Annotated in this window: 12 protein-coding genes; 3 read left to right on the top strand and 9 right to left on the bottom strand. The window is 64.9% G+C overall.

Annotated elements, in window-relative coordinates:
• Window positions 1-52: 52 nt before the first annotated feature.
• The 5 genes from ACT6VE_RS11695 to ACT6VE_RS11675 form a co-directional block, all read right to left on the bottom strand.
• Window positions 53-787, bottom strand: a complete 735-nt coding sequence (locus ACT6VE_RS11695; protein ID WP_444798780.1) for an HAD family hydrolase — start codon at window positions 785-787, stop codon at window positions 53-55.
• 11 nt (window positions 788-798) lie between these two features.
• On the bottom strand, window positions 799-2,115 hold the full coding sequence (gene waaA, locus ACT6VE_RS11690; protein ID WP_444798779.1) for a lipid IV(A) 3-deoxy-D-manno-octulosonic acid transferase: 1,317 nt from the start codon (window positions 2,113-2,115) through the stop codon (window positions 799-801).
• A gap of 108 nt (window positions 2,116-2,223) precedes the next feature.
• Window positions 2,224-2,460, bottom strand: coding sequence for a DUF4170 domain-containing protein (locus ACT6VE_RS11685; RefSeq protein WP_444798778.1), 237 nt, complete (start codon window positions 2,458-2,460; stop codon window positions 2,224-2,226).
• A gap of 60 nt (window positions 2,461-2,520) precedes the next feature.
• Complete coding sequence (locus ACT6VE_RS11680; RefSeq protein ID WP_444798777.1) at window positions 2,521-3,327, bottom strand: 3'(2'),5'-bisphosphate nucleotidase CysQ; 807 nt, start codon at window positions 3,325-3,327, stop codon at window positions 2,521-2,523.
• Window positions 3,328-3,331: 4 nt separating this feature from the next.
• Complete coding sequence (locus ACT6VE_RS11675) at window positions 3,332-4,678, bottom strand: TldD/PmbA family protein (RefSeq protein ID WP_444798776.1); 1,347 nt, start codon at window positions 4,676-4,678, stop codon at window positions 3,332-3,334.
• Window positions 4,679-4,787: 109 nt separating this feature from the next.
• Between ACT6VE_RS11675 and ACT6VE_RS11670 the strand changes: the two genes are divergently transcribed.
• Complete coding sequence (locus ACT6VE_RS11670; protein WP_444798775.1) at window positions 4,788-6,581, top strand: monovalent cation:proton antiporter-2 (CPA2) family protein; 1,794 nt, start codon at window positions 4,788-4,790, stop codon at window positions 6,579-6,581.
• A 19-nt stretch (window positions 6,582-6,600) separates the two neighbouring features.
• Complete coding sequence (locus tag ACT6VE_RS11665) at window positions 6,601-7,089, top strand: hypothetical protein (RefSeq protein ID WP_444798774.1); 489 nt, start codon at window positions 6,601-6,603, stop codon at window positions 7,087-7,089.
• A 67-nt stretch (window positions 7,090-7,156) separates the two neighbouring features.
• On the opposite strand, the gene ACT6VE_RS11660 is transcribed toward ACT6VE_RS11665, so the two are convergent.
• Genes ACT6VE_RS11660 through ACT6VE_RS11650 form a run of 3 tightly spaced genes read right to left on the bottom strand, consistent with a single transcriptional unit; the run spans window position 7,157 to window position 10,693 of the window.
• A complete protein-coding gene (locus ACT6VE_RS11660; RefSeq protein ID WP_444798773.1) occupies window positions 7,157-8,026 on the bottom strand; it encodes a patatin-like phospholipase family protein in 870 nt (289 codons plus the stop codon).
• Window positions 8,027-8,053: 27 nt separating this feature from the next.
• The gene (gene rsmD, locus ACT6VE_RS11655; protein WP_444798772.1) at window positions 8,054-8,614 is read right to left on the bottom strand and encodes a 16S rRNA (guanine(966)-N(2))-methyltransferase RsmD; all 561 of its coding nucleotides are present in this window, start codon (window positions 8,612-8,614) and stop codon (window positions 8,054-8,056) included.
• A gap of 6 nt (window positions 8,615-8,620) precedes the next feature.
• Window positions 8,621-10,693, bottom strand: coding sequence for a pseudouridine synthase (locus ACT6VE_RS11650; protein WP_444798771.1), 2,073 nt, complete (start codon window positions 10,691-10,693; stop codon window positions 8,621-8,623).
• Window positions 10,694-10,762: 69 nt separating this feature from the next.
• On the opposite strand from ACT6VE_RS11650, the gene ACT6VE_RS11645 reads away from it, so the two are divergent.
• Entirely contained in the window at window positions 10,763-11,206 is a 444-nt protein-coding gene (locus ACT6VE_RS11645; protein ID WP_444798770.1) for a nucleoside deaminase, read from the top strand.
• A gap of 15 nt (window positions 11,207-11,221) precedes the next feature.
• Here the strand turns inward: ACT6VE_RS11645 and ACT6VE_RS11640 are convergent, their stop codons facing one another.
• On the bottom strand, window positions 11,222-11,707 hold the full coding sequence (locus ACT6VE_RS11640; RefSeq protein WP_444798769.1) for a GNAT family N-acetyltransferase: 486 nt from the start codon (window positions 11,705-11,707) through the stop codon (window positions 11,222-11,224).
• Window position 11,708: the final 1 nt, after the last annotated feature.

Here is an 11,708-nt window from a genome sequence, read left to right as displayed (position 1 = left end):
GCGGAAAATCAACCATGAGAGACGGTTCGCCCGGCAAGACGGTTGCGGCGTCTCACGCTGCCGGACGTGCGGCGGCCGCTTCGGAAAAAAGCGGCACGAGTTCGGTGATATCGTTGAGGCAGTAATCGGAGGCGTCCGCCAGCGATTCCCGCGAGCCCGTGCCGGTCAGCACAGCCACGGTGAGGCCGGCGCCGGCATTGCGGCCCATATGCATGTCGTGATTGTTGTCGCCGACGACGGCGACCTGGTGCGGCTCGAGGCCGGTCGCGGCGCAGAAGCCGAGCACCATGCCGGGTTCCGGCTTGATGCCGAAGCCGCTGTCATAACCGGCGACGTAGTGGAGGTAGTTTTCGAAGCCGAAGCGCTTTGCCGTTGCGCGGATCGAGGCCTCGTTGTCGCTGGAGGCAACGCCCAGCCAGTAGCCACGGGCGTGCATGGTGGCGAAAAAGTCGGCAAGATCGGTGACCGCGACGGCAAGCTGCGCGGAATTGGCGAAGAGCCCGTCGAAATGGATTGTCAGCGCCTCCACGGTGAAGGGTGCGCCGGCCGCAACGAAGCCCTCGGCGATTTCCACCGTGTTGCCGGCGGCAAGCAGGCTATCAGGCATGACATGGCCGGTGTCCGGGTCCATGCCGCCCGCCACGAGCAGCTTGCGCGCCAGATCCTCGTCGCCGAGAGCGGCAACGCGGGCGAGTTCGTAGTTCACCGGCACCCAGCTCCTGGCATAGTCGAGCAGCGTTCCGTCCTTGTCGAAGAGGATGCCGGAAATCGTCGCTGCCTTGGTCATGTGCCGTCCTTTCAGGAGGTCTGGCGCGGGTGGAGGCGCGCCTTCACGGTAAGCGGATTGATATAGGGCTCCAGCCCCTTGATCGTGGCGCGCAAGGCACCTCGCATTTCCTGCACGGTCTCCTGCCCGGCCTCGATCATCTGCTTGCGCATCTCGTCGTTGCTCAGGAGGTAGTGCACGCCCTTGGCCAGCATCTCGACGTCGCGCACCATCTTGGCGCTGCCGTTGCGGGCGAGCTGCTGGTAGGCCTCGCGGAAATTCTGCACGTTGCTGCCGGATAGGATCGCGCAGCCAAGCATGGCCGGCTCCAGCGGGTTCTGTCCGCCTTCCGCAAACAGCGAACGGCCAACGAAGGCGATTTCCGTCATGCGCAGGTAAAGCCCCATCTCGCCGATCGTATCGCCGAGGAAGATATCGGTTTCCGGCGTCAACGGGTCGTTCAATGTGCGACGGGCGACGTTCAGGCCGCGCGCCGTCAACATGTCGGCGATGGCATCGCTGCGCTCGGGATGGCGCGGCACGATGATGGTGAGGAGGCCTGGTGTGCGCTCCTTCAACACGCGGTGCACATTGCCGGCGGCCGCCTCCTCGCCCTCGAAGGTCGAGATTGCCGCCCATGTGCGACGGCCCTTGATCTGGTCGAGATAGGTTTTCAGCACGGCGGCATCGGCCGGCGGCGCATCCGTATCGACCTTGAGATTGCCGGAGACCATGACCGGGAGCGCACCGAGTGTGCGGAAGCGCTCCGCATCCACATCCGACTGCGCGATGACCAGGGCGAAATTCTCGAAGAGGGCGTCGGCGATCGACATGCGACGCTTCCAGCGCGGGAAGGAGCGGTCCGAAATACGACCGTTCACCAGAACCTGCGGGATATGGCGTTTGCTAAGCTCCAGGATGGTCATCGGCCAGATTTCCGACTCCGCCATGATGGCGAGATCGGGATGCCAATATTCCAGGAAACGGCTGATCGCCGGCTTCAGGTCGAGCGGCACATATTGATGGATGACGTCCGTGCCGAGCCTGTCGCGCACGACCTTGGCGGAGGTGATGGTGCCTGTGGTGAGCAGGACGGCGATGCCGCGGCGGCGCACTTCCTTGATGAGCGGCAGCACCGCATTGGTCTCGCCGACGCTTGCCGCATGGAACCAGACGAGCGGCCCCGCCGGGCGCTCGACACTCGCAAATCCATAACGCTCGCGGCGACGGGAACGCTCTTCCTTGCCCTTGGCCACCCGCAGCGCCAGATAGGGACCGACGATCGGATAGAGCGCGACGCCGCCCCAGCGATACAGCGAAAGCGCGAAACGGGCGAGCCGTCTGCTCATAAGCAGGGCACCTTCGTTACGGCTTTCGGGCTGGTGGGGGTCATGGAATGTCCGGTCTTTCTGTCCAGCGCGGGCTCACCCGCGCGAAACGGTGTCAGGAAACGCGTCTCAGCCGTTCTGCGGGTCCAGAAGCCGGTGCATGTGCACGATGAAATAGCGCATATGCGCATTGTCGACGGTCTGCTGGGCCTTGGATTTCCAGGCTGTGAGCGCGGTCGCATAATCGGGGAAGATTCCGACGATATCGAGATTGTCGAGATCACGGAACTGCATGTCCGTCAGCGTGGTCAGTTCGCCGCCGAACACCAGATGGAGGAGCTGTTTCGATTCGGTGGTTTCGGTCATGACTTCTCTCTTTTTCTTGTCGGATTTTGGCACACGGTTTGCGGTATTCCGCACCAAAGGTCAATGGCCGGCAAAGCGGCGGGAGGCGTCCACAAGGCTGGAAAGCCGGGATAAACCGGCCGCGGCCAGCGTCTCGTGGGTGACGTTTGGCCGGTTGTAGGAAAGCGGCTCGCCATCGAGCGTGACGAGCGATCCGCCGGCCCGCGCCAGGATGAGGTCGGCGGCGGCGAGATCCCAATCATGGGCATTGCGCTTCACCAAGGTCGCATCGATCCGCCCGTCAGCGACCATGGCAAGCCGGTAGGCAAGCGAGGGCACATGCGAGATGCGGTGCACGCCGCCGGCCACGCGCTTGTCGAGGTCACGCAGCATGTCTTCCGGCACGGCCATGCGGGTCGGGCGGCCGACATCCGCTTCCGTCACCCTGATCGGCTGGCCGTTCTTCAGAGCCACGCCATCGGCGGCCGCGGTGAACAGTTCATCGAGCGACGGCGCGAAGAGCACGCCGGCAACGGGGCGGCCCTTGTGCACGACGGCGGCGCTGACGCACCAGATGTCCTTGCCGGCTATGAAGGCGCGCGTGCCGTCGATCGGGTCGATGACGAAGACCGTCTCGCAACCGAGCCGCGCACTATCGTCGTCGGTCTCTTCCGAGAGCCAGCCATAATTCGGCCGGACGGAAAGCAACTCCTTCTTGAGGATGTCGTTTGCCGCGAAGTCGGCGGCACTCACCGGCGAATGGCCGCCGTTCTTCCACCAGACTTCCGGCTCCTTGCGAAAGAATTCCAGCGCCCGCGCGCCGGCAAGCTTTGCGGCGGCGGTGAGAAGCTTGAGATCGGCTTTCCAGTCGTTGGCGGGGCTTGTCATGGCCTCACGTCCCGGCAAGCGTCATGCCTTCGATGGCAAGCGTCGGCGCGGCAACGCCGAACGAGCGATCGATGTCATTCGCAGGTGTAATGCGCATGAACATGTCGACGAGGTTGGAGGCGATAGTGACTTCCGAGACCGCGAAAGTCAGCTCGCCGTTCTCGATCCAGTAACCGGAGGCGCCGCGGCTGTATTCGCCCGTCACCATGTTGACGCCCTGGCCGATCAGCTCGGTGATGTAAAAGCCGTCGCCGACGGAGCGGATCAGGTCTTCCGGCGAAATCTCGCCCGGCTCCAGCGCGAGATTGGTGGAGGCCGGATTGACCGAGGTGCCACCACGCGCGCCGCGGCCGTTGGTCTTGAGGCCGAGTTCGTTGGCGGTGGAGGTCGAGAGGAACCAGTGCTGCAACACGCCGTCCTCGATCATGGCAAGGCGCTTGCCGGTGATGCCTTCGCCATCGAACGGACGGGAGGACGAGCCGCGCACGATCAGCGGGTCATCGGTAACGGTGAGACCGGCCTTCAGGACCTGCTTGCCCATGCGGTCGCGCAGAAAGCTCGTCTTGCGGGCGACGGAGGCACCGTTGATCGCGCCGGCGATGTGGCCGGCAATGCCCCGCGCCACGCGTGGGTCAAAGATGACCGTGACATTCTTCGCCGTCGGCACCTGGCGCGGGTTCAGCCGACGCACGGCACGGGCTGCCGCCTCACGGCCGATGTCTTCCGCGTCGCGCAGATCGGCGTAATAGAGGCTCGAATCGAAATCGTAGTCGCGCTCCATCTTCGTGCCCTCGCCGGCGATGACGCTGACGGAGTGACCGAAACGGCTGGCGCTGTAGGCACCGGAAAAGCCGTGCGACGTGGCAAGCACGAGGCCGCCCATGCCGGCGGAGGCGCCGCCGCCTCCAGAGTTGGTGATGCCGGAGACGGCAAGGGCCGCAGCTTCGGCGGCAAGCGCTGCCTCGGTCAGTTGCTCGACGGAGACTTCGGTCGGGTCATAGAGTTCGAGGTCCGGCCAGTCGCGCGCGAGGTCGGCCTCATCGGCAAGCGTCGCATAGGGATCTTCCGGCGAGGCTTTCGCCATGGCGACAGCGCGCTCGGCGAGCACCTTCAGATCGAAGCCGGGATTGGCCGAGACGCTGGCGACGCGCTTGCCGACGAAGACGCGCAGCGAGAAGTCATCGCCCTCCGAGGCTTCGGTGCCTTCGACCTTGCCGAGGCGCACACTGACGGACGAGGAGCGGCCGCGAACGACGACAGCATCGGCCGCATCCGCCCCCGCCTGGATGGCGCGGTCGATAAGTTCGCCGGCGCGCGCGAGAAGGCTTGCGGAATCGATCGTCTCTGACATGACTTGGCCTTTCTTTGCTGCCCCATTTATTGTGCAGTAGCACAGGCATCAAGGGCAGCCGCCCCTTTTTTGCCCGGTGGACCCTCGCCCCTCGAAGAAAGCCCTCCGCATGCCCTATACCCACAGCCCCTATAACGAGGTCCTGCTGATGCTCGGCGGCGCGCTTCTCGCCGCGCCGATCTTCAAGCGGCTGGGGCTTGGCACCATCCTCGGCTACCTCGCCGCGGGCGTGGTGATCGGCCCGATCCTACACCAGATCCGCGACGGCGAAGAGCTTCTGGGTGTTGCCGAATTGGGCGTCGTCTTCCTGCTGTTCCTCATCGGGCTGGAGTTGAAACCGTCCCGCCTGTGGGCGATGCGACATGATATTTTCGGGCTCGGCCTGGCGCAGGTCGTCATCACCGGGCTCGTGCTGGCCGGGCTGACCTTCGTGACAGGCATGGAACACTGGGACGGGGCGCTCATCATCGGTTTCGGCCTGGCACTTTCCTCCACCGCCTTCGCCATGCAGATCCTCGACGAGAAGGGCGACACCAACACGCGCTATGGCCAGCGTGCCTTCTCCATGCTGCTTTTCCAGGATCTTGCCATCGTGCCGCTATTGGCGCTGATCCCGCTTCTGGCGGAGCAGGCGCCGGAGGACACGACAACCGCCTTCCAGGACTTCATGATCGCCCTTTCCGCCATCACCGCGCTGCTGGTGGCCGGCCGCTACCTGCTCAACCCGCTGTTCCAGATCATCGCCCGCACCGGCGCACGCGAAGCGATGATTGCGGCGGCTCTCTTCGTCGTGCTCGCCGCCGCCATGCTGCTGCAGATGGCCGGCCTCTCCATGGCGATGGGCGCGTTCCTGGCCGGCGTGCTGCTTGCCGATTCCTCCTATCGCCATGAGTTGCAGGCGGATGTGGAGCCGTTCCGCGGCATCCTGCTTGGGCTGTTCTTCATGGCCGTCGGCCTGTCGCTGCATCTCGACGTCATCTTTTCCGGCTGGCTGACCATCCTCATCGCCACGCCGGCCGTCATGCTGGTGAAGAGTTTCGTGATCTACGGCCTCTGCCGGTTCACCGGCTCCTCGCACAATGATGCGGTGCGCATCGCGCTCGTCCTACCGCAGGGCGGTGAATTCGGCTTCGTGCTGTTCACGGCAGCCTCTGCCGCCGGCATCTTCTCCGGCGGGCTCGCCTCGCTGCTCGTCGCCATCGTCACCATTTCCATGGCGCTGACGCCGATTGCGGCAGCACTGTCCCGCTTCCTGCTGGTCGAGGATATCGAGGAGGAGATGGAGGAGGATTTCGAGGGGGCCGGTGCCGACGTGCTGATGATCGGCTTTTCGCGCTTCGGCCAGATCGCCGCGCAGATCCTGCTGGCCGGCGGGCGCGAGGTGACCGTCATCGACCATTCGACCGACCGCGTACGCCAGGCGGCGAGTTTCGGCTTCCGCATCTATTTCGGCGACGGCACACGCAAGGACGTGTTGCGCGCCGCTGGCATCGAGCGCGCCAAGATCGTCGCCATCTGCACGCAGGGCAAGGCGACCACGGACCGCATCGTTGATCTCGTGCAATCGGAGTACCCGAATGCCACGATCTTCGCCCGGTCCTACGACCGGGTGCACACGCTGTCGCTCCGCGCCCGCGGCGTGCAGCACGACGTGCGCGAGACCTTCGAATCGGCGTTGCTCTTCGGCCGCGAAACGCTGGAAGAACTCGGCGTCGAGCCGGAAGATGCACTGGCGATCGGCGACGACATCCGCCGGCGCGACGTCGCACGGCTGGAACTCCAGGCCGTCGAGGGTCTTACGGCCGGCCGGCACATGCTGCACTTCAAGCCCGTCAAGCCGGAGCCGCTGGTCAAGCCGAAGAACAAGACGCAGGCCGAAGTCGACGAGGAAGAAAGCGCCTAACTTCAGCGAGTGATGCCAAATGAATGATTCTGAAAGAGATGCTCCGGAACTTATCTTCGGATCCGGCGAATTTGAGTTCGGCGAATGGGCTACACCATTCACCGACGCTAGCATTGAAATACTCGAAGTTGCCTATGCCCCGAGACGGCCTTGGCCGGCAAACCAACTCCCGCATTATCGTACAAACTCCCTGCTGCGTGAGCACGATGACAGCGATCTCGTCGCCCGGATCTATTCATACGATGCGAACAAGATTTACCGCGTCGCCTTTCCTTGGGTTTCGGCAATGAGGTTGCTTGATGAAGGCGGATTACTGGAATTCTGGGGAAAAACAAAAGAACTTGGGAGCCGCCCCGGCCAAACGACATTCCGTGTTCGCAATCATGCCTGGACCCGTGAAAGCCTGCTTTCTTTCCTGGTCACGGACGGATGGTCGTTCGTGGTCGCAAGTGACAACGAATGCCTTGAAGTGTTGAGCGTGGCCCCTCCGACAATCACAGAAGAGTAGAGGGCTGCGTCATCGACCTTGCGGGCCTTGGCCGGCCGTCAGCTCGGCTAGCAAATTACATTTTGGGCTAGGCCAAAGCGGAAAGCTTTGCGTCGAGCGCCCGCTTCAATTCATCGCGGATACCGGCGGAGACGGCGAGCACCTCCTCGGCCTTGGCGAAATCGAGTACGCGAAAACGGCCGACATCGGGCTGCAGGAAGATGTCGGGTGCGCCTTTTTCCAGCTTCAGCGTGACGATGGAGCGCATGGTGAGCTGAGTCGCGCCGTAGAGGCTGTCGATGCTGTTCGGGAGGCCCGCGGTGCCGGCCGGCGGGTGGCCGATCACGTCGACGCCGATGGTGATATCCGCGTGGCCTCTCAGATGATCGAAGGGCACCGGGTTCCACAGGCCGCCGTCAATCATCACGCGGCCGTCGATCAGCACCGGGCGGAAGACGGCGGGCAGTGCCGCCGAGGCGGCGATTGCCGGGAAGAGTGCGCCGCTCTCGCAAACAAATTCGCACTGGCCGTAATAATCCGACGCGATGACCTTCAGCGGGATTTGCAGGTCTTCGAAGGTTTCCGGCAGGCGATCCGGCAGGAAAGCCTTCAACACTCGCTCGAGGTTGAATTGCCCGACGCGAAAACCGCCGGCGACGACCTCGGAGAAACGCGTGGGGCGCAGGCTCCACAGCCGGTTCATGATGCGGCTCGGGTGGCCGATCGTGGCAAGCGTATGCTCGCGAATTTCCTGACCCGTCATGCCGGCCGCCATGGCGGCGCCCATGATCGCGCCGATGGAGGCACCCGAAATCAGCACCGGGCGGATGCCGAGTTCGTCCAGAACCTCGATAACATGGATATGGGCGAGGCCGCGCGCGCCGCCACCGCCAAGCGCGATGGCGACGGTCGGGCCGCTTGCACGCGCGGTTTCAAGGGAAACGAGGGCTTCGGTCATCCGGCGTCTCCTGCGACGGCCGAAAAATCAGCCGGCCCGGTAGCGATAGAAATGCATGCGCGTGTCGCCGAAGGTGCGGACCTCGAGAAGATCGAAACCATCGACGGCGGCAGGCTGAATATCGGCGCGCTCCTCGAGGATCGCAAGGGCGCCGTCGACGAGCCAGCCGCCGCGGGCAGCTGCATCAAGCGCGCGTTCACCGAGGCCCTTGGCGTAGGGCGGATCGGCGAACAGGAAATCGAACGGTTCCACCGTGCCGACGCCGCCGAGTGCTGTGGCATCGCGCCGGAAAATCTTGGCGCGGCCGATCACGCCGAGCGTTTCGATGTTGGAATGCAGGAGCCCCCTGCCCTCGACGCTCTGCTCGACGAAGAGTGCCGCGCGGGCGCCGCGCGACAGCGCTTCCAGGCCGACGGCGCCCGTTCCCGCGAAGAGATCGAGCACGCGCGTGCCGTCGAGCGCCTGGTGGTAGGCGTGGGACAGGATGTTGAACAGGCTTTCGCGCGTGCGGTCCGAAGTCGGACGAATATCATCCGACTTCGGCGTTGCAAGCGAACGGCCGCGAAACTCTCCGCCGACGATCCGCACTGCTGATTACTTCCCCTTGCCGCGCGGGCCGCTCGAAGGCCGGCCACCGGGCTTGCCGGCAGGCTTTCCACCGGACGGGCGACCACCCGGCTTGCCGCCGAAGGGCTTGCCACCGGAAGGCTTTCCACCGAACGGTTTTCCGCCATCACGACGCGGCGGGCGATCGGAGAACGTACGTTCGCCCTCTGCCCTGGGTTTGCGATCACCGAAAGAACGCTCGCCCTCAGCGCGCGGCTTGCGATCACCGTGGGCCGGACGGGCGCCGAACGAGCGTTCACCCTCGGCCCGAGGCTTGCGGTCCCCGAAGGAACGTTCGCCGTCCGCGCGTGGCTTGCGGTCACCATGAGCCGGGCGGGCGCCGAATGAGCGTTCACCCTCGGCACGCGGCTTGCGGTCCCCGAAGGAACGTTCGCCTTCCGCGCGGGGCTTGCGATCGCCACGCGGCGGACGGTCACCGAAACCGCGGGGCGCACGATCGTCGCCGGCACCGGAGCGCGCACGGCCGAAGCCGCCGCGACCACCGTCGTCACGGTCGCTCTTTTCCGGCTCACTGGCGCGGATCCATTCGCCGTCTTCGTCGCGCGTCTTCAGGACACGGGGCTTGTCTGCCCGGTCGTCGCCAGGACGGCCACGCGCCGGTCCCTTGCGGTCGGGATCGAACTTCTTTGTCGAACGCGTCGGCGCGCCTTCGGCCGTGCGGCCGTAGCGCTTGGTCTTCGGCGCACCTTCCGGACGTTCGCGCGGTTCGCGCTTCACGCCTTCAGACGTTTCCGTCTTCTTTTCGGCAACGGGACGGGCGCCGGGCGCCATCCAGACATTGGACTTGCGGGCACGGTTGGCGGGCTCGCGCTTCGGCTTGCTGTCGAACGTGTTTTCTTCGCGGTCCCGATCGCGCGGGCCGCCGCGCGGCTTGTCGCCAAAACGGTCGTCGCGCTTGGTATCGAGCCGTGCGCGGGCCTTTTCGCGCCGGTCTTCCGGCTTTTCGCGGCGTTCGGCGGGACGTTCGCCCCAGCCGGGTGCGGCGTCGCGGCCCTTTTTCGCCGGCTTCTCGTCCTCTTCCGGCGTATGATCGAACAGCGGCGCATCGAAATTCGCCTTGGCTTCCTCGATCAGGCGGGGGCCGAGCTGGTCGCGCAGCGTGCGGCCACGGATTTCCTGGGCCTGGCCTTCCGGCAGTTCGCCGAGCTGGAACGGGCCGTAGGAAACGCGGATCAGGCGGTTCACGTCAAGGCCGAGCGCGCCGAGCACGTTCTTGATTTCGCGGTTCTTGCCTTCACGAAGGCTGACGGTGATCCAGACGTTGGTGCCCTGCACCTTGTCGAGCGTCGCGTCGATCGCGCCATAGAGCACGCCTTCGACGGCGATGCCGTCCTTCAGCTTGTCGAGATCGGCCTGCTCGATCTTGCCATGGGCACGCACGCGGTAGCGGCGCAGCCAGCCGGTCGTCGGCAGTTCCAGCATGCGGGCAAGCCCGCCATCGTTGGTCAGCAGCAGCAGGCCTTCGGTGTTGATATCGAGGCGGCCGATGGACATGACGCGCGGCAGGTCTTCAGGCAGATTGTCGAAGACGGTCGGGCGGCCTTCCGGGTCGGCGTTCGTCGTCACGAGACCCGCCGGCTTGTTGTAGAGCCAGAGGCGCGTGCGCTCGATGCCGCGGATCGGCTGGCCGTCGACCTCGATGTGGTCGGCGAAGGTCGCGTTGACGACCGGCGTCTCCAGCACCTTGCCGTTCACGCTGACGCGGCCTTCCATGATCATGCGCTCGATATCACGACGCGAGGCGACGCCCGCGCGGGCGAGCAGCTTGGAAATGCGCTCGGGCGCAAGATCCGTACTGGCCGAGGCGGTCGGCGCTGCCTTGGCAGGCCGTGCATCACGGGCGGGCTTGCCGTCACGGGGGGGCTTGCCGTCCCGCGGGGCCGACTTTCCGGCGAACGATTTGCCCTCGGGTTTCCGGCCCGCGGGCTTTTCAGCCGAAAAGGATTTCTTGCCCGGAGCGGCCGATGCGGCGCCACGCGGCTTACGATCACGGCCCTCGGGCTTGTCACCCGGCCGTTTTGGCTTGTCTTTGAATGTCATTTGTGTTGCCTGCGTTTTGGCGTGTCCTATCAGGTCACACGCCCCGGGTTAAGAGGAATTCGTTGCGCGATGACAAATCGCTTCATGGAGATCGCGCTTTGCGAGGCGCGCGCGGCCGGTGAGCGGGGCGAAGTGCCCGTCGGGGCCGTGCTGGTGCTCGACGGCGCGGTCATCGCGCAATCCGGCAACAGGACGCGGGCGGAGACCGACGTGACCGCCCATGCCGAGGTTGCCGTCATCCGCGCGGCCGCCCGCAAGCTCGGCCAGGAACGCCTCACCGGCGCCGATCTCTACGTGACGCTGGAGCCCTGCACGCTCTGCGCCGCCGCCATTTCCTTCGCTCGCATCCGCCGGCTGTACTACGGTGCAGAGGACCCGAAGGGCGGCGCGGTGGACAATGGCGTACGCTTCTTCGCGCAGCCGACCTGCCATCATGCACCGGATGTCTATTCCGGCATCAACGGCCTGGAGGCGGCGGAAATCCTGAAGGACTTTTTTGCCGAGCGGCGCTGATCGGAACTTGAGGAATTATCCAGCGGCGAACTGACGAAGTTTTTCACCGTCCAGCCGATAGCGGACCCATTCCGGCTTTGGCTCGGCGCCAATCGCATCATAGACGCGGATCGCCGGTGCGTTCCAGTCAAGCACACTCCACTCGAACCGGGCGCAACCCTCATCGAGCGCAGTGCGCGCGAGATGGCGCAGCAGCATCTTGCCGACGCCGGCGCCACGATGGTCGGGCGTCACATAGAGGTCTTCGAGATAGAGCCCGTTCCTGGCCTGCCAGGTGGAATAGGTCTTGAACCACACGGCGGAGCCAGCGGGTTCACCGTCCTCGGTCTCGCATATGGCGGCCTGGCTCACCGAACTTTCACCGAAAAGGGAGGCAGCAATGCTCTCCTCCGTCGCCGCAACTTCGTGCAGCGCCTTTTCATAGTCGGCAAGTTCGCGGATGAAACGCAGGATGATTGCGGCGTCGTCAACCGACGCCGGCCGAATGCGATATGCCTTCATG

This window comes from Shinella sp., from assembly GCF_052438155.1.
GTDB lineage: Bacteria > Pseudomonadota > Alphaproteobacteria > Rhizobiales > Rhizobiaceae > Shinella.
The sequence above is the reverse complement of the archived record's forward strand: the minus strand, read 5'-3'. Positions and strand labels throughout refer to the sequence as shown.

What these genes read in the sequence shown, in the direction of transcription:
- ACT6VE_RS11640 (WP_444798769.1), bottom strand. Translation starts at nt 11,707, where the DNA reads ATGAAGGCATATCGCATTCGGCCGGCGTCGGTTGACGACGCCGCAATC.
- ACT6VE_RS11680 (WP_444798777.1), bottom strand. Translation starts at nt 3,327, where the DNA reads ATGACAAGCCCCGCCAACGACTGGAAAGCCGATCTCAAGCTTCTCACC.
- ACT6VE_RS11650 (WP_444798771.1), bottom strand. Translation starts at nt 10,693, where the DNA reads ATGACATTCAAAGACAAGCCAAAACGGCCGGGTGACAAGCCCGAGGGC.
- ACT6VE_RS11660 (WP_444798773.1), bottom strand. Translation starts at nt 8,026, where the DNA reads ATGACCGAAGCCCTCGTTTCCCTTGAAACCGCGCGTGCAAGCGGCCCG.
- ACT6VE_RS11695 (WP_444798780.1), bottom strand. Translation starts at nt 787, where the DNA reads ATGACCAAGGCAGCGACGATTTCCGGCATCCTCTTCGACAAGGACGGA.
- ACT6VE_RS11665 (WP_444798774.1), top strand. Translation starts at nt 6,601, where the DNA reads ATGAATGATTCTGAAAGAGATGCTCCGGAACTTATCTTCGGATCCGGC.
- ACT6VE_RS11685 (WP_444798778.1), bottom strand. Translation starts at nt 2,460, where the DNA reads ATGACCGAAACCACCGAATCGAAACAGCTCCTCCATCTGGTGTTCGGC.
- ACT6VE_RS11645 (WP_444798770.1), top strand. Translation starts at nt 10,763, where the DNA reads ATGACAAATCGCTTCATGGAGATCGCGCTTTGCGAGGCGCGCGCGGCC.
- waaA (WP_444798779.1), bottom strand. Translation starts at nt 2,115, where the DNA reads ATGAGCAGACGGCTCGCCCGTTTCGCGCTTTCGCTGTATCGCTGGGGC.
- ACT6VE_RS11670 (WP_444798775.1), top strand. Translation starts at nt 4,788, where the DNA reads ATGCCCTATACCCACAGCCCCTATAACGAGGTCCTGCTGATGCTCGGC.
- ACT6VE_RS11675 (WP_444798776.1), bottom strand. Translation starts at nt 4,678, where the DNA reads ATGTCAGAGACGATCGATTCCGCAAGCCTTCTCGCGCGCGCCGGCGAA.